The sequence below is a fragment of the Streptomyces sp. LZ34 genome, from assembly GCF_053890475.1.
This window is the reverse complement of sequence record NZ_CM132680.1, coordinates 8,295,406-8,319,055: the sequence shown is the minus strand read 5'-3', so window position 1 is coordinate 8,319,055 and position 23,650 is coordinate 8,295,406. Positions and strand designations below refer to the sequence as shown.

Annotated in this window: 16 protein-coding genes and 1 pseudogene; 13 read left to right on the top strand and 4 right to left on the bottom strand. The window is 70.3% G+C overall.

The window, feature by feature from the left end:
* Positions 1-87 precede the first annotated feature (87 nt).
* Positions 88-1,035 carry a 5-dehydro-2-deoxygluconokinase gene (gene iolC / locus ACWY4P_RS35055; RefSeq protein ID WP_456204563.1) on the bottom strand — a complete coding sequence of 316 codons (948 nt, stop codon included), beginning with the start codon at positions 1,033-1,035 and terminating at the stop codon, positions 88-90.
* 279 nt (positions 1,036-1,314) lie between these two features.
* Between iolC and ACWY4P_RS35050 the strand changes: the two genes are divergently transcribed.
* From ACWY4P_RS35050 to ACWY4P_RS35020, 7 genes and pseudogenes are all read left to right on the top strand, one after another.
* The gene (locus ACWY4P_RS35050) at positions 1,315-2,328 is read left to right on the top strand and encodes a sugar ABC transporter substrate-binding protein (protein ID WP_456204562.1); all 1,014 of its coding nucleotides are present in this window, start codon (positions 1,315-1,317) and stop codon (positions 2,326-2,328) included.
* Between the two features lie 7 nt (positions 2,329-2,335).
* Positions 2,336-3,403 (top strand): ABC transporter permease, encoded by a 1,068-nt coding sequence (locus ACWY4P_RS35045; protein ID WP_456204561.1) that lies wholly within the window; start codon positions 2,336-2,338, stop codon positions 3,401-3,403.
* Between the two features lie 5 nt (positions 3,404-3,408).
* Positions 3,409-4,275 carry an ATP-binding cassette domain-containing protein gene (locus ACWY4P_RS35040; RefSeq protein ID WP_456204560.1) on the top strand — a complete coding sequence of 289 codons (867 nt, stop codon included), beginning with the start codon at positions 3,409-3,411 and terminating at the stop codon, positions 4,273-4,275.
* A 179-nt stretch (positions 4,276-4,454) separates the two neighbouring features.
* Positions 4,455-5,372 (top strand): sugar phosphate isomerase/epimerase family protein, encoded by a 918-nt coding sequence (locus tag ACWY4P_RS35035; RefSeq protein ID WP_456204559.1) that lies wholly within the window; start codon positions 4,455-4,457, stop codon positions 5,370-5,372.
* 78 nt (positions 5,373-5,450) lie between these two features.
* The gene (locus ACWY4P_RS35030) at positions 5,451-6,470 is read left to right on the top strand and encodes a Gfo/Idh/MocA family protein (protein WP_456204558.1); all 1,020 of its coding nucleotides are present in this window, start codon (positions 5,451-5,453) and stop codon (positions 6,468-6,470) included.
* Between the two features lie 258 nt (positions 6,471-6,728).
* Positions 6,729-6,935 (top strand): helix-turn-helix transcriptional regulator, encoded by a 207-nt coding sequence (locus ACWY4P_RS35025; protein WP_456204557.1) that lies wholly within the window; start codon positions 6,729-6,731, stop codon positions 6,933-6,935.
* Between the two features lie 438 nt (positions 6,936-7,373).
* A pseudogene (locus tag ACWY4P_RS35020) lies at positions 7,374-8,632 on the top strand (RNA-guided endonuclease InsQ/TnpB family protein).
* Positions 8,633-8,724: 92 nt separating this feature from the next.
* Here ACWY4P_RS35020 and ACWY4P_RS35015 read toward each other — a convergent pair.
* The gene (locus ACWY4P_RS35015) at positions 8,725-11,046 is read right to left on the bottom strand and encodes an MMPL family transporter (RefSeq protein WP_456204556.1); all 2,322 of its coding nucleotides are present in this window, start codon (positions 11,044-11,046) and stop codon (positions 8,725-8,727) included.
* A 174-nt stretch (positions 11,047-11,220) separates the two neighbouring features.
* On the opposite strand from ACWY4P_RS35015, the gene ACWY4P_RS35010 reads away from it, so the two are divergent.
* From ACWY4P_RS35010 to ACWY4P_RS35000, 3 genes are all read left to right on the top strand, one after another.
* Positions 11,221-11,880 carry a TetR/AcrR family transcriptional regulator gene (locus ACWY4P_RS35010; protein ID WP_456204555.1) on the top strand — a complete coding sequence of 220 codons (660 nt, stop codon included), beginning with the start codon at positions 11,221-11,223 and terminating at the stop codon, positions 11,878-11,880.
* 130 nt (positions 11,881-12,010) lie between these two features.
* Positions 12,011-12,250 carry a heavy-metal-associated domain-containing protein gene (locus tag ACWY4P_RS35005; RefSeq protein ID WP_456204554.1) on the top strand — a complete coding sequence of 80 codons (240 nt, stop codon included), beginning with the start codon at positions 12,011-12,013 and terminating at the stop codon, positions 12,248-12,250.
* Positions 12,251-12,328: 78 nt separating this feature from the next.
* A complete protein-coding gene (locus tag ACWY4P_RS35000; RefSeq protein ID WP_456204553.1) occupies positions 12,329-14,758 on the top strand; it encodes a heavy metal translocating P-type ATPase in 2,430 nt (809 codons plus the stop codon).
* Between the two features lie 413 nt (positions 14,759-15,171).
* On the opposite strand, the gene ACWY4P_RS34995 is transcribed toward ACWY4P_RS35000, so the two are convergent.
* Positions 15,172-16,461: a citrate synthase gene (locus tag ACWY4P_RS34995; protein ID WP_456204552.1), complete on the bottom strand. Its 1,290-nt coding sequence runs from the start codon at positions 16,459-16,461 to the stop codon at positions 15,172-15,174.
* A gap of 205 nt (positions 16,462-16,666) precedes the next feature.
* Entirely contained in the window at positions 16,667-18,877 is a 2,211-nt protein-coding gene (gene recD2, locus ACWY4P_RS34990; protein ID WP_456204551.1) for an SF1B family DNA helicase RecD2, read from the bottom strand.
* A gap of 204 nt (positions 18,878-19,081) precedes the next feature.
* On the opposite strand from recD2, the gene ACWY4P_RS34985 reads away from it, so the two are divergent.
* The 3 genes from ACWY4P_RS34985 to ACWY4P_RS34975 all read left to right on the top strand — a co-directional run bounded on the left by ACWY4P_RS34985 (position 19,082) and on the right by ACWY4P_RS34975 (position 23,638).
* Positions 19,082-20,089 (top strand): LacI family DNA-binding transcriptional regulator, encoded by a 1,008-nt coding sequence (locus ACWY4P_RS34985; protein ID WP_456204550.1) that lies wholly within the window; start codon positions 19,082-19,084, stop codon positions 20,087-20,089.
* Positions 20,090-20,160: 71 nt separating this feature from the next.
* Positions 20,161-21,684 carry a sugar ABC transporter ATP-binding protein gene (locus tag ACWY4P_RS34980; protein ID WP_456213162.1) on the top strand — a complete coding sequence of 508 codons (1,524 nt, stop codon included), beginning with the start codon at positions 20,161-20,163 and terminating at the stop codon, positions 21,682-21,684.
* Positions 21,674-23,638, top strand: a complete 1,965-nt coding sequence (locus tag ACWY4P_RS34975) for an ABC transporter permease/substrate-binding protein (protein ID WP_456204549.1) — start codon at positions 21,674-21,676, stop codon at positions 23,636-23,638. Before ACWY4P_RS34980 ends, ACWY4P_RS34975 begins: the two co-directional genes overlap by 11 nt.
* Positions 23,639-23,650: the final 12 nt, after the last annotated feature.

The window sequence follows — 23,650 nt, the reverse complement described above, 5'->3', positions numbered from 1 at the left end:
CTGTCCGCTCGGGTCGCGGAGTCTTGGGCCACCGCGGGTGGCCGAAGGAGCGGTGATCAAGAGAAGGGGTGGCTGGGCGCCAGTGGTTCAGTCCCCGGCGAGCAGGGCCTCGACCTCGGCTTCGGTGGGCATCGCGGAGGAGCAGGCGAGGCGGGACGCCACGATGGCGCCCGCGGCGTTGGCGTACCGCATGATGCGCTCCAGGTCCCAGCCGGACAGCAGGCCGTGGCACAGGGATCCCCCGAACGAGTCACCCGCGCCCAGGCCGTTGACGACCTCGACGGGGACCGGCGGCACCTCGGCCGTGGTGCCGTCGCGGTGTACGGCGAGTACGCCCTTGGGGCCCTGTTTGACGACGGCCAGCTCCACCCCCGCCGCCAGCAGGCTCTCGGCGCAGGCCGCGGGTTCCCGGACCCCGGTGGCGATCTCGCACTCGTCGAGGTTGCCGACGGCGACGGTGGCGTGGCGCAGCGCCTGGGCGTAGTACTGGCGGGCCTCGGCCGGGTCCGGCCAGAACATCGGGCGCCAGTCCAGGTCGAAGACGGTCGGGCCGGCCTTGGCGCGCGCCTCCAGCGCGGCGAGGGTGGCGGCGCGGCTGGGCTCCTCGCTGAGGCCGGTGCCGGTCATCCAGAAGATCCGGGCGGCGCGCACGGCGTCCAGGTCCAGCTCACCGGGGTGGATCTCCAGGTCGGGGGCCTTGGGCCGGCGGTAGAAGTACAGCGGGAAGTCGTCGGGCGGGAAGATCTCGCAGAAGGTGACGGGGGTGGGGTAGGCGTCGACGGGGGCGACCCAGCGGTCGTCCACGCCGAACTCGCGCAGCGCCTGGTGGATGTACTCGCCGAAGGGGTCGGCCCCGGTGCGGCTGATCACCGCCGTGCGGCGGCCGAGCCGGGCGGCGGCCACCGCGACGTTGGTCGCGGAGCCGCCGAGGAACTTGCCGAACGTCTCGACCTGCGGCAGTGGGACGCCGATCTGCAGGGGATAGATGTCCACCCCGATCCGGCCCATCGTGATCAGGTCGTACGGCTCACTCATGCGTACCCCTTCAGGAAAGACGCAGTTCAGGCTCACAGTCCGCGAATCGTCCGGGCGGTTGTGGCCCTTCAGGTCTAGAGGTGTCTCCCTTCCCCTGTCAAGAATTTGTCCTTACATTCGGACCTATCAAGAGCGGCAACGAGCGGCGTTATTGCCTCGTTACGTCCAGATGAAATGTTGTCATGACAAAGCCTTGACAGCTGGCCGCCCCGGAGAGTTGGCTCCCCTTCTGCAACGGCCGTGTCAACAACGGTCCCGGCTTGAGAGGTGCTGGAACAGATGGACCTCAGAATCAACCGAACCCGCAGAGCGACGGCCATGGCCGCCCTGGTCACGGCGGGCGTCCTCATCGCCACCGGCTGTAGCAGCCAAGGCGGCAAGAAGGCCCAGGAAGCCTCGGACGACATCTCCGCCGGCAAGGCGAACACCCCCCGGCTGAAGATCGCGATGATCACCCACGCGGCACCGGGCGACACCTTCTGGGACACCATCCGCAAGGGCGCCAAGGCGGCAGCGGCCAAGGACAACGTCGACCTGGTCTACTCGAGCAACCCCAACGCGGCCGACCAGGCGAACCTCATCCAGAACGCCATCGACCAGCACGTCGACGGCATCGCGGTCACCCTCGCCAAGCCCGACGCCATGAAGGGCGTCATAGCGAAGGCGAAGAAGGCCGGCATCCCCGTCGTCGGCTTCAACGCCGGCCTCGACAACTGGAAGGACATGGGCCTGCTGGAGTACTTCGGCCAGGACGAGAACATCGCCGGCCAGGCCTTCGGCAAGCACCTGAACGAGCTCGGCGCCAAGCACAACATCTGCGTGATCCAGGAGCAGGGCCATGTCGCCCTCGAGGCCCGCTGCGCCGGCGTGAAGAAGACCTTCAAGGGCAAGACGGACAACCTCTACGTCAACGGGACCGACATGCCGTCGGTCAAGTCGACGATCTCCGCGAAGCTCAAGCAGGACTCCAGCATCGACTACGTCGTCACCCTCGGCGCCCCCTTCGCCCTCACCGCCGTCCAGTCCGCCAAGGAGGCCGGAGGCAAGGCCAAGGTCGCCACCTTCGACCTCAACAAGACCCTGGTCGCCGCGGTCAAGAGCGGCGATGTGCAGTTCGCCGTCGACCAGCAGCCGTATCTGCAGGGCTACCTGTCGATCGACTCGCTGTGGCTCTACAAGGTCAACGGCAACTTCAGCGGCGGCGGCGAGCAGCCCGTCCTGACCGGGCCCGCCTTCGTGACCAAGGACAACGTGGAGACCATCGCCACGTTCGCCGAGAAGGGCACCCGGTGATCGCCCGATGACCCAGACCACGACGCCGGCGGCGGCGACGCCGCCGGCCTCCCCCACCGTCCACAAGTCCCGCACCACCGAGCGCTCGCTGATCCGCCGGACGCTGGCCCGCCCCGAGATCGGCGCGCTGGTCGCGGCCGTCGGCGTGTACCTCTTCTTCTTCGCCGCCGCCCCGACCTTCCGCCAGGCCGACGCCTTCGCCACGGTCCTCTACCAGGGATCCACCATAGGCATCATGGCCCTGGCCGTCTCCCTGCTGATGATCGGCGGCGAGTTCGACCTGTCGGCCGGTGTCGCCGTCACCTCCTCGGCGCTGACCGCGAGCATGCTCAGCTTCCAGCTCACCACCAATGTGTGGGTGGGAGTCGTGGTCGCCCTGGCCGTCTCGCTCGCCGTGGGCCTGATCAACGGCGTACTGCTGATCAAGACCGGACTGCCCAGCTTCCTGGTCACCCTCGCCAGCTTCCTGATGCTCCAGGGCGCCAACCTGGCCGTCACCAAGCTGCTGACCGACAATGTCGCCACCGACACGATCAATGACATGGACGGCTTCGACCAGGCCAAGTCGGTCTTCGCCTCCGAGATCTCGATCGGCGGCGTCGATGTGAAGATCACCGTGCTGTGGTGGCTGTTCTTCGCGGGCATCGCCACCTGGGTGCTGCTGCGCACCAAGTTCGGCAACTGGATCTTCGCGGTCGGCGGCTCCAGGGAGAGCGCCCGGGCCGTGGGCGTCCCGGTGACCTTCACCAAGATCGCGCTGTTTATGACCGTCGGCTTCGCGGCCTGGTTCGTCGGCATGCACCTGCTGTTCGAGTACAACACCGTGCAGGCCGGCGAGGGCGTGGGCAACGAGTTCTACTACATCATCGCGGCGGTGATCGGCGGCTGCCTGCTCACCGGCGGCTACGGCTCGGCGATCGGCGCGGTGCTCGGCGCCTTCATCTTCGGCATGGTCAACCAGGGCATCGTCTACGCCAACTGGAACCCCGACTGGTTCAAGTTCTTCGTCGGCGCGATGCTGCTGCTCGCGACGCTGGTCAATCTGTGGGTGCGCCGCCAGGCGACCAGGAGGTGATGGCAATGGCCACGAACGTGACCAAGGAAGCCGCCGCGGGGCAGAGCCCGGAGCCGGTGGTCCGGCTCAAGGGCGTCGGCAAGCTCTACGGCAACGTCCGCGCGCTGCGCGGAATCGACCTGACCGTCCAGCCGGGCCGGGTGACCTGCGTACTGGGCGACAACGGCGCCGGCAAGTCCACCCTCATCAAGATCGTGTCCGGGCTGCACCAGCACGACGAGGGGGAATTCCTCGTCGACGGCAAGCCGGTGCGTCTTTCCAACCCGCGCGCGGCGCTCGACCTCGGCATCGCCACGGTCTACCAGGACCTGGCCACCGTCCCGCTGATGCCGGTGTGGCGGAACTTCTTCCTCGGCTCCGAGCTGACCCGCGGCCCCTGGCCCGTACGCCGCCTGGACATCGAGCGGATGAAGCGGACCACCGACGAGGAACTGTCCGCCATGGGCATCCACCTCGACGACCTGGACCAGCCCATCGGCACCCTCTCCGGCGGCCAGCGCCAGTCGGTGGCCATCGCCCGGGCCGTGTACTTCGGCGCCCGGGTGCTGATCCTGGACGAGCCCACGGCGGCGCTCGGCGTCAAGCAGTCCGGGGTGGTGCTGAAGTACATCGCCGCCGCGCGCGAGCGCGGGCTCGGCGTCATCTTCATCACCCACAACCCCCACCACGCCTACATGGTGGGCGACCACTTCTCGGTGCTCAGGCTCGGCGCGCTGGAGCTGAACGCCGCCCGCGCGGACGTCACGCTGGAGGAGCTCACCAACCACATGGCGGGCGGGGCCGAACTGGCCGCTCTCAAGCACGAGCTCGCGCAGGTCCGCGGGGTCGACGTGGAGGAGCTCCCGGAAACGGTGCAGACCCCCTCCGTCTGAGATGCCGATCTGACATCCTGACCGGACGTCCGAATGTCCTGACGAAACCTTGACGGATGGCCACCCCGGCCATGAAGCTGCCCAAAACAGCATGACCCGGGCACCACAGCTCACCACCCGCACCGCACGCCACGCCCCCTTCCCCGGTCGCCGACGACCGGTGAGAGGAGATCCCCTTCATGACTGCCGCCTCCCCCGTACCCGCTCTGGATCGCATCCGGGTCGGCTCGGCCCCCGACTCCTGGGGGGTGTGGTTCCCCGACGACCCGCAGCAGGTCCCCTGGCAGCGCTTTCTCGACGAGGTCGCCGAGGCGGGCTACGAGTGGATCGAGCTGGGCCCGTACGGCTATCTGCCGAGCGACCCGGCGCGGCTCGCCGAGGAGGTCGGCCGGCGGAATCTGAAGGTCTCGGCCGGCACGGTCTTCACCGCCCTGCACCGCGGCCCCGGCGTCTGGGACGCCACCTGGGAGCATGTCTCCCAGGTCGCCGGGCTCACCCAGGCCATGGGCGCCCGCCATCTGGTCGTCATCCCCGCCTTCTGGCGGGACGACAAGACCGCCGAGCTGATCGAGCCCCCGCAGCTGACCGCCGAGCAGTGGCGCGATCTGTCCACCGGCATGGAGCGGCTGGGCCGCCAGGTGCGCGAGCGCTTCGGGCTCGACATCGTGGTCCACCCGCACGCCGACACCCACATCGACGGCGAGGAGAACGTCGCCCGCTTCCTCGACTCCACCGACCCGGACGTGGTCAACCTCTGCCTGGACACCGGCCACTACTCCTACTGCGGCGGCGACAGCGTCAAGCTCATCGAGACCTACGGCGAGCGGATCGGCTATCTCCACCTCAAGCAGGTCGACCCGGAGATCCTGGCCGACGTGGTCAAGAACGAGGTGCCCTTCGGGCCCGCCGTCCAGCGCGGGGTCATGTGCGAGCCGCCGAACGGCGTCCCCGCCCTCGAACCGGTGCTGACCGCGGCCCAGAAGCTGAACGTGGACCTGTTCGCCATCGTCGAGCAGGACATGTACCCCTGCCCGCCCGACAAGCCGTTCCCGATCGCCCAGCGCACCCGCCGCTTCCTGCGCTCCTGCGGCGCCTGACCCGCAATCCGCCACCGGCACACCAGAGCAGCTGCACACCAGAACCAGGCACACCAGAACAGGGAGAGAAGACACATCATGACGCAGCAGGGGACGCTCGGGGTCGCCGTCATCGGGACCGGCATGATGGGCGCCGATCACGTCCGCCGGATCAACGACGTGATCAGCGGGGCGCGGGTGACCGCCGTCGTCGACATCGACGAGGCGCGCGCCAAGCATGTCGCCCATAACGCCGAGGGCGCTCAGGCCTACACCGACCCGGCCGCCGCCATGGCCGCGCCGGACGTGGACGCCGTGCTGATCGCCTCGCCCGGCCCGGCCCACGAGGCCGCGCTGCTGACCGCCTTCGAGCACGACCTGCCGGTCCTGTGCGAGAAGCCGCTCACCCCGGACCCGGCCTCCGCGCTGCGCGTGCTGGAGGCCGAGCAGCGGCTGGGCCACCGCCGGGTGCAGGTCGGCTTCATGCGCCGCTACGACAGCGAGTTCCTGAAGCTCAAGTCGCTGCTCGCGGGCGGCGAGCTCGGGCGTCCCCTGCTGTTGCACTGCCGCCACCGCAACGCCTCCGTGCACTCCTACTTCACCAGCGACATGCTCATCACCGACTCGGTGGTGCACGAGATGGACCAGTCCCGCTGGCTGCTGGAGCAGGAGATCACCGCGGTGACCGTGGTGCGCCCGACCTCCAGCGCGTACGCCCCCGAGGGGCTCAGCGACCCCCAGCTGGTGATCTTCGAGACCGACGGCGGCGCGATCGTCAATGTCGAGATCTTCGCGACCTGCGGCTTCGGCTACCAGGTGCAGGCCGAGGCGGTCTGCGAGCGCGGCACCGCGCGCGTCGGCGACGCCCACGGCATGTTGATCAACCGCGCGGGCGGCTGGGGCGGCGAGATCGCCCCGGACTTCGTGGCCCGCTTCGAGGAGGCGTACGACCGCGAGGTGCAGGCCTGGGTGAACGCCACCCGGCGCGGCGAGGTGGCGGGCCCCAGCGTCTGGGACGGCTATGCCGCGGCCGCCGTCAGCGCGGCGGGGGTCCGGGCCCAGACCACGGGTGAGCGTACGGCCGTCGAGATGATCGAGCGCCCCGCGTTCTACGCCTGAGCCGCCCGGCGTTCCGTATCTGAGCCACCCCGCGTTCCGCAGCCGAGTACTCGGTGTTCGCCGGCTGAGTCACTCGGCTGTCACGGCCGTCACATCTCGGCGATCCTTCCGTCACAGACGTTCAACAACGCCTATCCGCGCGTCACTCACCGTCGTTGACCGGGCACAGGCTGAGTGATCACAAGCGGTCGCGCCGCAGCTCCCCCCAACGGCCCCTGGCGGACCGTGACTGCGGCGCCCGCAGGAAGGGCGCGAGAGATGACCGACCGGAGGCTTTGGTCGTACAAGGAGATCGCCGCGCACATCGGTGTGCGGACGGACACCGTACGGTCATATCGCAAGCACGGCCTGCTGCCGCCCCCCGATCTCGTGGAGGGCGGCAAGCCGTATTGGTACGCGGACACCATCCGGACCTGGGTGACCCTCAGACCCGGCAACCGCTCCCGGAGAGAGCCCGGAGCCTAGGCGCGCGCCTGGGCGGACGCCGTCAGGCGGGGCGGTTGAAGACCGCCGCCACCTCGGGGATGCGGTCGATGTAGCCGTCCAGCAGCTTCCGGCCGACCGTGAACTCGCCGGTCTCGCGCTGCTGCCGCTGGGCGGGGTGGCGGTCTCCACCCTCACCCCGGCCGAGGAGTCTTCGCCCTCCTTCATCGGGATTCCTGGAGGAGGCCCTTGCCTCCAGGCCGGGGAGGAATCCGGTTCCCCGTGCGGTGAGGCGGGAGAAGCCGGATCGCCGTCGGGCTATCCGGCTTCCGCCCGGTGAGCGATGAGGGCAACCTCCAGGAGGTGGAGGATCTTGGAGTTGAAGGACCGTCGGTCCCCGGCGGCTTGGGCGGTCACTCGTTCGAGTAGGTCTGTCGGAATACGGGGGTGAGAACCGAACGATGACGCTACGTTGACGGCATGATGACACCAAGTGAAGCCGATGGGGCCGGGTACGCCCGGTACACTTATCGGCTTCGTGTGTCGTCGACCGCCCGTGGGGCGCTGCTGGCGGAATGGGGCCGGTGCCGGTGGATCTGGAACGAGTGCGTCGCCAAGTCCAGGGCCACTCATCTGCACAACAAGAGCACGGGTGAGAAGCGGACCTGTGGCCCGGCGCAGCTCGACATGATGCTGACGCAGTCGCGGGAGCGTACGCCATGGCTGCGTGAGGGCTCCAGTGTTCCGCAGCAGCAGGTGATCCGAGACTTTGGCAAGTCCCGTGCCAAGGCGCAGAAGGACATTCGGGAGCGTCTGCCTCAGCGGCAGCGGGCCGGTATGCCGAGGTGGAAGAAGAAGCGCGATGCCTTGCCGACGCTGAACTACACCCGGCGCGGGTTCCGGCTGAAGGACGGTCGCCTGCACCTGGCGGGAGGGATCGTGGTGACGGTGGTGTGGTCGCGGGACCTGCCCGCCGCGCCCTCGTCGGTGCGTGTGTATCAGGACAGTGTCGGACACTGGTACTGCTCGTTCGTGGTCCCCACCGAGGTGCAGCCGTTGCCGGAGACCGGCCGGGTGCTGGGCGTGGACTGGGGCGTGAGGGAGACCGCGACCACCACCTCGGACGCCCATGACCTCCCGCATGCCGAGCACGGCCGCAAGGCTCAGGTCAAGCTGACGCGGTACGACCGGATGATGGCCCGCCGCAGACCGAAGAAGGGGCAGGCCGCCTCGAAGGGCTACCGCGAGGCGAAGACGTGGCGGGCGAAGGCCTACGCGAAGATCGCCCGGCAGCGGCAGGACACCGGCCGCAAGTGGGCGAAGAAGGTCGTGCGCGACCACGACGCGATCGCCGTGGAGGACTTCAAGCCGAAGTTCCTCGCCAAGTCCTCGATGGCGCGCAAGGCGGCCGATGCCGCGATCGGCGCGACGAAAAAGGCCCTGATCGAAATGGGCCGCAAGCATGGGCGGGACATCCGTCTCGTGCATCCCGCGCACACCACCATGGACTGTGCATCGTGCGGAGCGAGAACCAAGCACGCTTCCCCAAGCTCTCGGCTGCGCTCGAGCAGGGGAGACCCCATTCGCTGTCCGAGCGCACCTACACCTGCACCGCGTGCGGAGCCGTCTCCCCCAGAGACAAGAACTCCGCCCGCGTGATGCTCCACCGGGCAGGTCTGAACCCGGCTGGTGCCGAGGGCGCAAGACCTCGGGGAGCGCTGCTCCCGGAGGCAGCCTGAGCCAGGAATCCCCGCTCAGCCCTGAAGGAAGGACTCCCCTCCCTTCAGGGAGGGGAGCAATCAATTCATCTCCGGAATGCTCTCGGGCGCGGTCAAGGGGTGACCCCGGGCCGTCCGGCCGCGAGCGGCGTCCGGTCAGCCCCCTTGGGGGTGTCGGCGTCGGCGTCGGCGGGGGTGTCCGTACCGGTGCCGGTGGCCGGGCCGGCGGATTCCCCCTCGCTGAGGCCGATACGGGCGTGCAGCCGGCGCAGCGGGCCCGGGGCCCACCAGGTCGCCCGGCCGGTCAGCCGCATCACCGCGGGCACCAGCAGGCTGCGCACCACCATGGCGTCCATCAGGACGGCCAGGGCGATGCCGAGGCCGAGCATCTTGGTGTTGGTGACCCGCGAGGTGCCGATGGCGACCATGACGACGGCGAGGATCACCGCGGCGGCGGTGATCAGCCCGCCCGTGCGCCGCACGCCGAACTCGACGGCCGCGCGGTGGTCGCCCGTGCGGTCGTACTCCTCCTTGATCCGGGAGAGCAGGAAGACGCCGTAGTCCATGGACAGTCCGAAGGCCACACAGAACATCAGCACCGGCAGCGTGGTCTCGATGTCCCCGGTGCTGGTGAAGGACAGCGGGCCGGAGAGGTGCCCCTCCTGGAAGACCCAGACCACCGCCCCGAACATCGCGGTGAGGCTGAGGGCGTTGAGCAGCACCGCCTGAAGGGGGATCAGCACGCTTCCGGTGAGCAGGAAGACCAGCAGCAGGGTGACGACCACGATGATGGCCAGGGCCCAGGGCAGCCGCTCGGCTATGGAGTCCTTGCTGTCCACCACCACCGCGGCGATGCCGGTGACCGAGGCGGTGAACGGCGGGTGCTGGGCGCGGATGTCGCGCACCAGCTGCTGGCTCGTCTGGTCCACGACCTCGCCCTTGGACAGCACGGTGACATACGCCGCCCCGTCGGCGGCGCGCACCGCCTCCGCCGGGCCGGGCTCCGCCACCCGCCGGCCGCCCGCGAACTGGCCGGCCGGGCTGTCCACGCGCGCCACTCCGGGCAGGGCGGAGACCTTGCCGCTGTAGTCGGCCAGGGCCGCCGGGTCGGGCCGGGAGTCGACCAGGATGTCGATCGCTCCGCCGGGGCTGCCGGGAAAGTTCTCCCTGATGTGCTGCTGGACCACATGGGACTCGGCGCTCGCGGGCAGCTGGCGGTCGTCGGCGGTGCCGAACTCCACCCGCAGGAAGGGCAGTCCGAGGACCACCAGACCGGCGGTAGTGGCCAGCGCGAACAGCGGCGCCCTGCGCATCACCAGCCGGGCCAGTCGGCCCCAGCCCGCTCCCGGCTCGCCCCGGGCCGGGCGGCCGCGCCGGAACAGCCGGGTCAGGTCCAGCGCGTTCACCCGCTCGCCGAGCAGGGCGAGCGCGGCGGGCAGCACCACCAGCGCGGCCGCCGCGGCGATCAGCACCACCGCGATGCCCGCGTAGGCGAACGAGCGCAGGAAGTACTGCGGGAAGACCAGCATGGCGGCGAGCGAGACGGCGACGGTCATCGCGGAGAACAGCACCGTGCGCCCCGCGGTGCGCAGCGTGGCGGCGATGGCGGGCAGTGTCCCGGCGCCCTGGGCCAGCTCTTCCCGGAAGCGCCGCACGATGAACAGGGCGTAGTCGATGGCGAGGCCGAGGCCGAGCGCGGTGGTCAGGTTCTGCGCGAACACCGAGACGTCGGTGAACTCGGTGAGGCCGCGCAGCACGGCGTCGGTCCCCAGGATCGCGATGATGCCGACGCCCAACGGGAGCAGGGCGGCGACCGCGCTGCCGAAGACCATGACGAGCAGCAGCAGGGTGATGGGCAGGGCGATCATCTCGGCCCGCAGCAGATCTTCCTGGATGGTGGTCTGGAGCTCATGGCGCACCGCGACCGGGCCGCCGATCGTGACCTTCACCGGCCCGTGGTCGCCCCGGTAGGCGGGGGCTATGCGGTCCAGCACCTTCGCGGCGGCGCTCTCGTCGCCCACGATCCGCGCGGCGATCAGCGCCTCGCGCCCGTCCCGGTCCCGCAGGGTGGCGGCCCCGCCCCAATAGGAGGTGACGCCGGTGACCGACGGCTCGCCCGCGAGCTTCCCGGCGAGCGCGCGGCCCTCGGCGGCGACCGCCGGGGCGTCGACCGTCGCCTTGCCGCTGTCGACCAGCAGGAGCAGATTCGGCTGAGAGGCGGGGAAGTGCTTCTCGAGCGCCTTGGTGGCGTACGCCGACTCGGCGGCCGGGTCCTGCCAGCCGCCGCTCCCCAGCCGGTCGGCGACCCCGCTTCCGGCCACCACCGCCAGCGCCGTGAACAGCAGGGCGAGCAGCAGGGTCAGCCGCGGGCGGGCGGTCACCACGCCCGTCCAGCCTCTCGTCCGGCCCTCGTGCGGCCGGTTGACAACGGTCATAGTGCGGTGTCCCCTTCACCTGTGTCCATGCGCCCGCCGGAGTGGCGGAAGGCAGGCAGCACGGATCGACGATTGCCCAAGGCGTGGCAAACACGAGCGACCGCTCGCGTTTCTCCAGAATGCGAGCGGGTACTCGTATTTGTCAATGGAGCACCGAGAGCTGGGGATTGACGCGTGACCGAGACCAAGCCAGAACGGCCGGCCGGCGAGGCGAAGCCGCGCCGCAGGCAGGCGCGCGGCGAGCGCCGTATCCAGCAGCTGCTCGACGCCGCGGCCAGCGTGTTCTGCAGGACGGGCTACACCTCGGCGAGCACCAACGCCATCGCCCGTGAGGCCGGCGTCTCCCCCGGCACGCTGTACCAGTTCTTCCCGAACAAGGAGGCCATCGCAGTCGAGCTCGGCGAGCGCCTCACCCACCAGATGCGCGAGGCCCACGGCGCGCTCTTCACCCCCGAGTACGCCTCGCTCCCCCTCGGCGAGATGCTCGACGCGGTCGTCGACCCGATGATCGAGTTCAACTGCCAGAACCCCGTCTTCCTGACGCTCATCCATTCGGGTGACGTCCCGGGCATCATGGCCGAGGACCAGGACGCGCTGCACATGGCCCTCCAGGCCCGCCTCGAGGAGCTGATCGAGTTCATCCAGCCCGAGCTCTCCGCCGAGCGCCGCGCCCGCACCGCGACGATGGTGTTCTCCCTGTTCAAGGCGGGCCTCGAGCTCGTACTGGCCCACGAGGGCAAGGAACGGGCCGCGTACACCGAGGAGTTGAAGGCCTCCCTCCACGGCTACCTCGCGCCGATCATCGGCACCGAGACCCCGTCCCGCACTCCCTGACCGACACCCCTCCCCTCATACCCCCTAGGGGTATTATGCTGTCATTGTCAGGGGACACCGGGGGATCCCGCGCCCCCTGGGCACCGATGGACACAGCCGTATCCCGCCTGCTCACGTCACAGGAGAAGCCATGAGCTCCGAGGCCACCACCGCGTCCGGCGTCACCACCGTCTACCAGGTGACCGGCATGACCTGCGGCCACTGCGAGGGCGCCGTCTCCGAGGAGATCTCCGCCATCGACGGCGTCAGCTCGGTCAAGGCCGTCGCCGCCACCGGCCAGGTCACCGTCGTCTCCGCCGCCCCGCTGGCCGACGAGGCCGTGCGCGCCGCCGTCGACGAGGCCGGTTACGAACTCACCGGCCGGGCCTGAGCGCCCGAGGACACCCTCGCCCGGCCGCGCGGCGCCCACCCGGCCGCACGGCCCGGCCCTCCTCCCAGGAGACGGAGAATGACCAGCACGGCCCCGGAAACCGCGAGGGAGAAGACACCGACGGCGGAGCAGACCCTGCCTGCGGCGGCCGCGACCTCCCAGGTGGAGCTCGCCATCGGTGGCATGACCTGCGCCTCCTGCGCGGCGCGCGTCGAGAAGAAGCTGAACCGCATGGACGGCGTCACCGCCACGGTCAACTACGCCACCGAGAAGGCCAAGGTGACCTACGGCGGCGAGGTCGGGATCGCCGACCTGATCGACACCGTCGTCAAGACCGGCTACACCGCCGAGCCGCCGAAGCCCGCCGAACCCGAGTCGGAGCCCGAGCCCGAAGCGGCGCCCGACCGCGCCACGGCGGATGCCGGAGAAGGCGCCGCGGCCCGGGACACCGCGCCCGGCCGCCCCGCCGACGCGGGCACCGCCCCGGGGACCGGCGCGGAGACCGACGCGAAGACCGGCACGAAATCCGACACGGCAACGGACGCGCTGCGCCGCCGCCTCCTGGTCACGCTCGCCCTGTCCGCGCCCGTCGTCCTCCTGGCGATGGTGCCGTCGCTCCAGTTCGCGTACTGGCAATGGCTGTCCCTCACCCTCGCCGCGCCCGTCGTGGTCTGGGGCGGACTGCCCTTCCACAAGGCCGCCTGGACGAACGCCCGGCACGGCGCGGCCACCATGGACACCCTGGTCTCCCTCGGCACCCTCGCCGCCTTCGGCTGGTCGCTGTGGGCCCTGTTCTTCGGCGACGCGGGCATGCCGGGCATGCGGCACGGCTTCGACCTCACCGTCGCGCGTGCGGACGGGTCGTCCTCGATCTATCTGGAGGCCGCCGCGGGGGTGACCGCCTTCATCCTCCTCGGCCGCTACCTGGAGGCGAAGTCCAAGCGCCGGGCGGGTGCGGCGCTGCGCGCGCTGATGGAGCTGGGCGCCAAGGACGTGGCCGTGCTGCGCGAGGGACGGGAGGTCCGCGTCCCGGTCTCCCGGCTGACCGTCGGCGACCGCTTCGTGGTGCGCCCCGGCGAGAAGATCGCCACCGACGGCACGGTGATCGAGGGCGCCTCGGCCGTGGACGCCTCCATGCTGACCGGCGAGGGGGTGCCGGTGGACGTCGCGGTGGGCGACAGCGTGGCGGGCGCGACGGTGAACACCGCGGGCCGCCTGGTCGTCGAGGCCACCCGCGTCGGCGCCGACACCCAGCTGTCCCGGATGGCCGCGCTGGTGGAGGACGCGCAGAACGGCAAGGCGGAGGTGCAGCGCCTCGCGGACCGCGTCTCCGGGGTCTTCGTGCCGGTCGTCGTCCTCATCGCCGTCGGCACCCTGTCGGCCTGGCTGCTGCTGACCGGCGACGCGACCGCCGCGTTCACCGCCGCCGTGGCCGTACTGATCATCGCCTGCCCGTGCGCCCTGGGCCTGGCCACCCCGACCGCCCTCATGGTCGGCACCGGGCGCGGCGCCCAGCTCGGCATCCTCATCAAGGGCCCCGAGGTCCTGGAGTCGACCCGCCGCGTGGACACCGTCGTCCTCGACAAGACCGGCACGGTGACGACGGGCCGGATGCGGCTGTACGGCGCGCACACCGCCCCCGGCGTGACCGAGGACGAGCTCCTGCGGCTGGCCGGGGCCCTGGAACACGCCTCGGAGCACCCCGTGGCCCGCGCCGTCGCCGACGGGGCGGCCGCCCGCACCGGCACCCTGCCGGCGGCCCGGAGCTTCGAGAACATCCCCGGCCTCGGTGTCCGGGGCGTCGTGGACGGGCGCACCGTCCTCGTCGGCCAAGAGAAGCTGCTCGCGGCCCACGGGACCGAGCTGACCGAGGAGCTGGCGGCCGCCAAGGCGGCGGCCGAGGCCGAGGGGCGCACGGCCGCCGTCGTGGCCTGGGACGGCCGGGCGCGGGGCGTGCTGGTGGTCGCCGACGCCATCAAGGAGACCAGCGCCGAGGCCGTGTCCCGGCTGCGCGGGCTCGGCCTGACCCCGGTGCTCCTGACGGGCGACAACCGGCTGGTGGCCGAGTCGGTGGCCCGGGAGGTGGGCATCGAGAAGGTCATCGCCGAGGTGCTGCCGCAGGACAAGGTGGACGTGGTCCGGCGGCTGCGCGCGGAGGGCCGTACGGTCGCGATGGTGGGCGACGGGGTCAATGACGCGGCCGCCCTGGCCGCCGCCGACCTGGGCCTGGCGATGGGCACGGGGACGGACGCCGCCATCGAGGCGGGGGATCTGACGCTGGTACGGGGCGATCTGCGGGTGGCCGCGGACGCGATCCGGCTGGCGCGCCGGACCCTGGCCGTCATCAAGGGCAATCTCTTCTGGGCCTTCGGCTACAACGTCGCCGCGCTGCCGCTCGCCGCGGCCGGGATGCTCAACCCGATGATCGCGGGCGCCGCGATGGCGTTCTCCTCGGTTTTCGTGGTCACCAACAGCCTGCGACTGCGGACCTTCACCGAATCTCCATAGATTCACCAAGTCCCCATAAGCCGCACAACACCCATACATCGGAGCCCTGATTTTCAAATGGAGGCTCTTGCCCTTTACGCCCCCATATGGCAAGAGACGCAGATCACAGGCGACCGAACGTAACCATCGCGGGGGGTGGGGAGTCTAATGGGGCGGTGAGGGTTCGTCTTGGGGGACGGATCCCGCTACGCGTGGCCGGGGCGACGTACCCGGGGAGCTTTGAGCGGCCCTCCCGTTACGTACGCGTCCCGGCAGATCGCGTGACGCGTCAAGGGCTTCTGTGGGCTTCTACGGCCAGCAGACCCCCGGCCGGATCCCGTGGGGGGAATCCGTAACCGGGAATGGAAGCGCCCCGCTCCGACCCGTGGGGGGATCGGCAGCGGGGCGCTTTCGCGCGTTTGTTCAGGGCTGTGTCAGCGCTGCTCGACCGGGACGAAGTCGCGCTCGACGACGCCCGTGTAGATCTGGCGCGGACGGCCGATGCGCGAGCCCGGCTCCTTGATCATCTCGTGCCACTGGGCGATCCAGCCCGGCAGCCGGCCGAGCGCGAACAGCACCGTGAACATCTCGGTCGGGAAGCCCATCGCCCGGTAGATCAGACCGGTGTAGAAGTCGACGTTCGGGTAGAGCTTGCGCTCGACGAAGTAGTCGTCGGCGAGAGCGTGCTCTTCGAGCTTGAGCGCGATGTCGAGCAGCTCGTCGGACTTGCCGAGGGCCGAGAGGACATCGTGCGCCGCCGACTTGATGATCTTCGCCCGGGGGTCGAAGTTCTTGTAGACGCGGTGCCCGAAGCCCATGAGCTTCACGCCGTCTTCCTTGTTCTTCACCTTGCGGATGAAGGTGTCGACGTCGCCGCCGGAGGCCTGGATGCCCTCCAGCATCTCCAGCACCGACTGGTTGGCGCCGCCGTGCAGCGGGCCCCACAGGGCGTTGATGCCCGCCGAGATGGAGGCGAACATGTTGGCCTGCGAGGAGCCGACGAGGCGGACCGTGGAGGTCGAACAGTTCTGCTCGTGGTCGGCGTGCAGAATCAGCAGCTTGTCCAGGGCGCTGACCACGATCGGGTCGAGCTGGTACTCCTGCGCCGGGACCGAGAAGGTCATCCGCAGGAAGTTCTCGACGTAGCCCAGGTCGTTACGCGGGTAGACGAACGGGTGGCCGACGGACTTCTTGTACGCGTACGCCGCGATGGTGGGCAGCTTGGCCAGCAGCCGGATCGTGGAGAGGTAGCGCTGCTTCTCGTCGTGCGGGTTGTGGCTGTCCTGGTAGAACGTCGACAGCGCGCTGACCACGGAGGACAGCATCGCCATCGGGTGGGCGTCACGCGGGAAGCCGTCGTAGAACCGCTTGACGTCCTCGTGCAGCAGCGTGTGCGTAGTGATCTGGTCGCGGAATTCGGCCAGCTCGTCGACGGTCGGCAGCTCCCCGTTGATCAGCAGGAAGGCCGTCTCGAGGAACGTGGCGCGCTCCGCCAGCTGCTCGATGGGGTAGCCGCGGTAGCGCAGGATCCCCTGCTCACCGTCGAGATAGGTGATCGCGGATTTGTAGGCGGCGGTGTTGCCATAACCGGAGTCCAGGGTCACCAGACCGGTCTGGGCGCGAAGCTTGCCGACATCAAAGCCCTTGTCGCCGACAGTGCTGTCGACCACCGGGTAGGTGTATTCGCCGTCCCCGTACCGCAGTACTACAGAGTTGTCACTCACGTCATCCCTCACCGACGTCTGGTTCTCTTCTTCGAGGTGCCCTGACTCCCCCCACCTTCCCCCATTCGGACAATGAACGTGCACTCGGGGTCGGCCGAAGGGCCTTTTCGCGGCACTGAGTGCCGCATCCACGCCCATCCTGCCCCGTTCGTGACGGTCCGGAAACCCTCCCGACACGTTCACCTTTGAACCTCACGGTCGGAGCTCATGGGCCAAATGTGCCGAGCCGGTGGTCCAGCGCGGTGCACCGTCTGCCCGCCGACACCGTGCGCACCGCCTGTCCCAGGGCGCGCCGCGAGCCGACGAGCACCACCAGGCGCTTGGCGCGGGTCACCGCCGTGTAGAGCAGATTGCGCTGCAACATCATCCAGGCACCGGTGGTCACCGGGATGACCACGGCCGGGTACTCGCTGCCCTGCGAGCGGTGGATGGTCACCGCATAGGCGTGTGCCAGCTCGTCCAGCTCGTCGAAGTCGTACGGCACCTCCTCGTCCTCGTCGGTCAGCACGGTCAGACGCTGCTCGTCGCTGTCGAGGGAGGTGATGACGCCCACCGTGCCGTTGAAGACCCCATTGGCCCCTTTCTCATAATTGTTGCGGATCTGCGTCACCTTGTCGCCGACGCGGAAGATCCGGCCGCCGAAGCGCCGCTCGGGCAGGTCCGGCCGGGCGGGGGTGATGGACTGCTGAAGGAGGCCGTTGAGCGTCCCGGCGCCCGCCGGGCCGCGGTGCATCGGGGCCAGGACCTGCACGTCACGGCGCGGGTCGAGGCCGAACTTGGCCGGGATCCGATGGGCCGCCACGTCCACCGTGAGCTTCCCGGCGGCCTCGGTGTCCTCCTCGGCGAACAGGAAGAAGTCGGGCATGCCGTGGGTGATCGGCGGCACGCCGGAGTTGATGCGGTGGGCGTTGGTGACCACGCCGGACTGCTGGGCCTGCCGGAAGATCCGGGTCAGCCGCACCGCCGGGACGGGGCTGCCCTCGGACAGCAGATCGCGCAGCACCTCGCCCGCGCCCACGCTCGGCAGCTGGTCCACGTCTCCGACGAAGAGCAGATGGGCGCCCGGCGGCACCGCCTTGACCAGCTTGTTCGCCAACAGCAGATCGAGCATGGACGCCTCGTCCACCACCACCAGGTCGGCGTCCAGCGGCCGGTCCCGGTCGTACGCCGCGTCACCGCCGGGCTTGAGCTCCAGCAGCCGGTGGACCGTGGACGCCTCGGCGCCGGTCAGCTCGGCCAGCCGCTTGGCGGCCCGGCCCGTCGGGGCCGCGAGCACCACCTTGGCCTTCTTGGCCCGCGCCAGCTCCACCACGGACCGCACGGTGAAGGACTTGCCGCAGCCCGGCCCGCCGGTCAGCACCGCGACCTTCTCGGTCAGCGCGAGCCGGACGGCCTGGCTCTGCTCGGGGGCCAGATCGGCCCCGGTGTGCCGGGCGAGCCAGGCCAGCGCCTTGTCCCAGTCCACCTCCCGGAAGGCGGGCATGCGCTCCTCTCCGCCGCGCAGCAGCCGCAGCACCTGGCCGGCGAGCGAGATCTCGGCGCGGTGGAAGGGGACCAGATACACGGCCGTGACCGGTTCGCCGCCGTCCGGGCCCGGCACGGTCTCGCGCACCACGCCCTCCTCGTCCGCCAGCTCGGCCAGGCACTCGATGACCAGACCGGTGTCGACCTGGAGCAACTTGACCGAGTCCGCGATCAGTTGCTCCTCGGGGAGGAAGCAGTGGCCGTTGTCCGTCGACTGGGACAGCGCGTACTGCAGACCGGCTTTCACCCGCTCGGGGCTGTCGTGCGGGATGCCGACGGACTGGGCGATCTTGTCGGCGGTCAGAAAGCCGATGCCCCACACATCGGCGGCCAGGCGATACGGCTGGTTCTTCACGACCGAGATCGAGGCGTCGCCGTACTTCTTGTAGATCCGCACCGCGATCGAGGTGGAGACCCCGACGCCCTGGAGGAAGACCATGACCTCCTTGATGGCCTTCTGCTCCTCCCAGGCCGCGCCGATCATCTTGGTGCGCTTGGGGCCGAGGCCGGGGACCTCGATCAGCCGCTCGGGCTGACCCTCGATCACATCGAGGGTGTCCACGCCGAAATGCTCGGTGATCCGGTCGGCGATCCGCGGGCCGATGCCCTTGATCAGGCCGGACCCCAGATAGCGCCGGATGCCCTGGACGGTGGCGGGCAGCACGGTGGTGTAGTTCTCGACGGTGAACTGCTTGCCGTACTGCGGGTGGGAGCCCCAACGGCCCTCCATCCGCAGCGACTCGCCGGGCTGCGCGCCCAGCAGCGAGCCGACGACGGTGAGCAGATCCCCGGAGCCGCGGCCGGTGTCGACCCGGGCGACCGTGTAGCCGTTCTCCTCATTGGCGTAGGTGATCCGCTCCAGGACCCCTTCGACCACCGCGAGTTTGAGCATGTCCCGACGGTACCGCCGGACGCCGACACGCCCCGGGGCCTGTGCACAACCTGTGCACAACCCTGCGCGCACCCCCGGGCACGACCGCAACCGTATACATCATCCGGAATATTACGATCCGGTTTCAGACGCTCTCCGGCTCTTGCCCCGCCCTCGTGTAATCGATTCCAATCCTCCGTGTAATCGATTCCACGAGGAGGTGGAATGGCGAGCATCAAGGACGTGGCGCACCACGCCAGAGTGTCCGTGGCAACGGTCTCCCGCGTGCTCAACGACCATCCGTCCGTCCGCGCGGACACCCGTGACCGGGTGCTCGCCGCCGTCGCCGAGCTCGGCTACCGCCCCAACGCCGTGGCCCGCTCGCTGCGCACCGACCAGACCCGCGCCCTCGGGCTGGTGATCAGTGACGTACTCAACCCGTTCTTCACCGAGCTCGCCCGCTCGGTCGAGGACGAGGCCCGCGCGCTGGGCTACAGCGTGGTGATCGGGAACGCCGATGAGCGCCCCGACCTCCAGGACCACCATGTGCGCACCCTTATGGACCGCCGCATCGACGGCCTGCTGGTCAGCCCCACCGACGGCGGCTCCCCGCTGATGCTGGACGCCGCCCGTACGGGCACCCCGATGGTCTTCGTCGACCGTTGGATCAAGGGCGTGGACGTGCCCGTGGTCCGCACCGACGGCCGGGGCGCCGTACGCGACCTGGTGGCCCATCTGCACGCGCTCGGCCACCGCCGGCTCGCCATCATCGCGGGCCCGGCCGCCACCACCACCGGAAGCGAGCGCGTGGAGGCCTTCCGGTCCGCGCTGCTCGAGTTCGGCCTGGCCCTGCCGGCCGACTTCATAGGCCAGGGCGACTTCCAGGCGGACAGCGGGCGGCGGGTGACCGCCCGCTTCCTCGACCTGATCGAACCCCCGGACGTCATCTTCGCCGCGGACAGTCTCATGGCGCTCGGCGCGATGGACGAGATCCGGGCGCGCGGCCTGCGGGTGCCCGACGACGTGGCGCTCGCCGCGTTCGACGACATCCCGTGGTTCGTCCACACCCATCCCCCGATCACCGCTATCGCCCAGCCGACGGGCGAACTCGGCCGCGCCGCCGTGCGCGCGCTGATCGACCGCGTCGAGGGGCGGACCGCCGAGTCGGTGATCCTGTCCGCCCGCCTGGTCACCCGCCGCTCGTGCGGCGAGCCCGAAGGGAGCAAGCCATGAGCACGCCGAGCGCCACACAGCCGCCGCAGGGCGTGCCGCCGAGTGCGGAGGACGCGGCCGAGCTGCTGCGCATGGAAGGCGTCCGCAAGACCTTCCCCGGAGTGGTCGCGCTCGACGGCGTCGACTTCGACCTGCGCCGCGGCGAGGTACACGTCCTGCTGGGCGAGAACGGCGCCGGCAAGAGCACGCTGATCAAGATGCTCTCCGGCGCCCACCGCCCCGACGGCGGCCGCATCCTCGTCGACGGCTCCCCGGTGCGCATCCACGGCGCCCAGGACGCCGAGCGGCTCGGGATCGCCACCATCTACCAGGAGTTCAACCTCGTCCCCGACCTCAGCGTCGCGGAGAACATCTTCCTGGGCCGCCAGCCGCGCCGCCTGGGGCTGATCGACCGCAGGACGATGCACGAGCGGGCCGCCGAGCTGCTGGCCCGCGTCGGAATCGACGTCTCCCCCGCCGACCGCGTCCGCGACCTGGGCATCGCCCGGCTACAGATGGTCGAGATCGCCAAGGCGCTGTCCCTGGACGCCCGCGTCCTGATCATGGACGAGCCGACCGCGGTGCTCACCACCGAGGAGGTCGACAAGCTCTTCCGGATCGTCCGCACCCTGCGCGCGGATGGTGTTGGTGTTGTCTTCATCACCCACCACCTGGAGGAGATAGCCGCCCTGGGCGACCGCGTCACCGTCCTGCGCGACGGCCGCAGCGTCACCCAGGTCCCGGCCACCACCGACGAGGACGAGCTGGTCCGGCTGATGGTGGGCCGCTCCATCGAGCAGCAGTACCCGCGGCGGCCCGCCGAGGCCGGAGCGCCCCTGCTCAAGGTCCGGGGCCTGACCCGGAACGGCGTCTTCCAGGACGTCGCCTTCGAGGTGCGGGCCGGGGAGGTGGTGGGGCTCGCCGGACTCGTCGGCGCGGGCCGCACCGAGGTCGTACGGGCCGTCTTCGGCGCCGATCCGTACGACGCCGGCACCGTCGAGGTCCTCGGCGAGCGGCTACCCCGCCACGACGTGGGCGCCGCCATGGCCGCCGGCGTCGGGCTGGTCCCCGAGGACCGCAAGGGCCAGGGCCTGCTCCTCGACGCCTCGGTCCAGGAGAACCTGGGCCTGGTCACGCTGCGCTCCGCCACCCGCGCCGGGCTCGTCGACCGGGCCGGGCAACGCCGCGCGGCGGCCCGGATCTCCGAGCAGCTCGCGGTCCGCATGGCCGGTCTCGACCAGCACGTACGCACCCTGTCCGGCGGCAATCAGCAGAAGGTCGTCATCGGCAAGTGGCTGCTGGCCGACAGCAAGGTGCTGATCCTCGACGAGCCCACCCGGGGCATCGACGTGGGCGCCAAGGTCGAGATCTACCAGCTCATCAACGAACTCACCGCCTCCGGGCACGCGGTGCTCATGATCTCCAGCGACCTCCCCGAGGTGCTGGGCATGAGCGACCGGGTCCTGGTCATGGCACAGGGCCGGATCACCGGCGAACTCAACCGCCAGGAAGCGACCCAGGACGCCGTGATGGCCCTGGCCGTGAAGGACGTCAAGGCCGTCGAGGCCGTCGAAGCGCTCGACACCAAGGAAAGAGAGGGCTCCCGTGGCCACTGACACGATCAAGCACGGTCCGGTACAACCGGGCTCCGGGGGCCCGGCGGTAGTGCGCCGGGTGCTGCTCGACAACGGCGCGCTGAGCGCCCTGGTGCTGCTCCTCGCGGCCATGTCGCTGCTGTCCGGTGACTTCCTCACCACCGACAACCTGCTCAACGTCGGCGTCCAGGCGGCGGTCACCGCGATCCTCGCCTTCGGCTCCACCTTCGTCATCGTCTCCGCCGGAATCGACCTGTCGGTCGGCTCGGTGGCCGCGCTGTCGGCCACCGTGCTCGCCTGGTCCGCGACCTCACAGGGCCTGCCGGTCTGGCTCGCGGTGATCCTCGCCCTCGCCACCGGCCTGGCCTGCGGCCTGGTCAGCGGCTCGCTGATCTCCTTCGGCAAGATGCCGCCGTTCATCGCCACCCTCGCCATGCTGTCGGTCGGCCGCGGCCTCTCCCTGGTCATCTCCCAGGGCAGCCCGATCCCCTTCCCCGACTCGGTCTCGCACCTCGGCGACACCATCGGCGGCTGGCTGCCGGTCCCGGTGCTCGTCCTGATCGTGATGGGCCTGATCACCGCGGGCATCCTGGCCCGTACGTACGTCGGCCGCGCCATGTACGCGATCGGCGGCAACGAGGAGGCCGCCCGGCTCTCCGGCATCCGGGTCAACCGCCAGAAGCTGGCCATCTACGCCCTGTCCGGCGCCTTCGCGGCCATCGCGGGCATCGTGCTCGCCTCACGCCTGTCCTCCGCGCAGCCCCAGGCGGCCGTCGGCTACGAACTCGACGCGATCGCCGCGGTCGTCATCGGCGGCGCCAGCCTCTCCGGCGGCGTCGGCAAGGCGTCCGGCACCCTCATCGGCGCGCTGATCCTCGCCGTGCTGCGCAACGGGCTCAACCTGCTGGAGGTCTCCGCCTTCTGGCAGCAGGTCGTCATCGGCGTCGTCATCGCGCTGGCCGTGCTGCTCGACACCGTGCGCCGCCGCGCCGGGTCCCGCCCGGGCGCGCCCGGAAGCGGCGCGGGTGGATCCGGCGGCCCCAAGGGCAGGATGACGCCCGCCCAGATGGGGAAGTACGCCGTCGCGGCCGTGGCCGTGGTGGCGGTCGTGATCGGCGCCTCGGTGTGGCGCTCCGACTCCTCCGGGAGCGGGGGCAAGGTCAAGGTGGCCCTGTCGCTCTCCACCCTCAACAACCCCTTCTTCCTCCAGCTCCAGCAGGGCGCGAAGCAGGAGGCCAAGGCCCAGGGGATCAGCCTCACCGTCACCGACGCCCAGAACGACGCCTCCCAGCAGGCCAACCAGATCCAGAACTTCACCAGCCAGAACGTGAAGACGATCATCATCAACCCGGTGGACTCCGACGCCTCCGGCCCGTCCGTCCGGGCGGCCAACAAGGCCGGCATCCCCGTGCTCGCCGCCGACCGCACCGTCAACAAGGCGAACATCGCCACCCTCGTCGCCTCCGACAACATCGCGGGCGGCAAGCTCGCCGCCAAGACGCTGGCCGAGCAGCTCGGCGGCAAGGGCCGGATCCTGATCCTCCAGGGCACGGCCGGCACCTCGGCCTCGCGCGAGCGCGGCCAGGGCTTCACGGAGGGTCTGAAGGCCTACCCGGGCATCCAGGTCGTCGCCAAGCAGCCCGCGGACTTCGACCGCACCAAGGGCCTGGACGTCACCACCAACCTGCTGCAGGCCCACTCGGGCATCGGCGGGATCTTCGCCGAGAACGACGAGATGGCGCTCGGCGCGGTCAAGGCGCTGGGCTCCAAGGCGGGCAAGTCCGTCAAGGTCGTCGGCTTCGACGGCACCCCCGACGGCCTCAAGGCGGTCCAGAACGGCACGCTCGCGGCGACCGTCGCCCAGCAGCCCGAGGAGCTGGGCAAGATGGCCGTGCAGAACGCGATCAGGCTCGCGAAGGGGCAGAAGGTCGACCAGATAGTGAAGGTGCCGGTGAAGGTCGTCGCCGCGAAGTGACCCCGGTCCGGC

Excerpts from the sequence above, each read along its gene's own strand:
- iolC (WP_456204563.1), bottom strand. The coding sequence starts at position 1,035 with ATGAGTGAGCCGTACGACCTGATCACGATGGGCCGGATCGGGGTGGAC.
- ACWY4P_RS35050 (WP_456204562.1), top strand. The coding sequence starts at position 1,315 with ATGGACCTCAGAATCAACCGAACCCGCAGAGCGACGGCCATGGCCGCC.
- ACWY4P_RS35045 (WP_456204561.1), top strand. The coding sequence starts at position 2,336 with ATGACCCAGACCACGACGCCGGCGGCGGCGACGCCGCCGGCCTCCCCC.
- ACWY4P_RS35040 (WP_456204560.1), top strand. The coding sequence starts at position 3,409 with ATGGCCACGAACGTGACCAAGGAAGCCGCCGCGGGGCAGAGCCCGGAG.
- ACWY4P_RS35035 (WP_456204559.1), top strand. The coding sequence starts at position 4,455 with ATGACTGCCGCCTCCCCCGTACCCGCTCTGGATCGCATCCGGGTCGGC.
- ACWY4P_RS35030 (WP_456204558.1), top strand. The coding sequence starts at position 5,451 with ATGACGCAGCAGGGGACGCTCGGGGTCGCCGTCATCGGGACCGGCATG.
- ACWY4P_RS35025 (WP_456204557.1), top strand. The coding sequence starts at position 6,729 with ATGACCGACCGGAGGCTTTGGTCGTACAAGGAGATCGCCGCGCACATC.
- ACWY4P_RS35015 (WP_456204556.1), bottom strand. The coding sequence starts at position 11,046 with ATGACCGTTGTCAACCGGCCGCACGAGGGCCGGACGAGAGGCTGGACG.
- ACWY4P_RS35005 (WP_456204554.1), top strand. The coding sequence starts at position 12,011 with ATGAGCTCCGAGGCCACCACCGCGTCCGGCGTCACCACCGTCTACCAG.
- ACWY4P_RS35000 (WP_456204553.1), top strand. The coding sequence starts at position 12,329 with ATGACCAGCACGGCCCCGGAAACCGCGAGGGAGAAGACACCGACGGCG.
- recD2 (WP_456204551.1), bottom strand. The coding sequence starts at position 18,877 with ATGCTCAAACTCGCGGTGGTCGAAGGGGTCCTGGAGCGGATCACCTAC.
- ACWY4P_RS34985 (WP_456204550.1), top strand. The coding sequence starts at position 19,082 with ATGGCGAGCATCAAGGACGTGGCGCACCACGCCAGAGTGTCCGTGGCA.
- ACWY4P_RS34980 (WP_456213162.1), top strand. The coding sequence starts at position 20,161 with ATGGAAGGCGTCCGCAAGACCTTCCCCGGAGTGGTCGCGCTCGACGGC.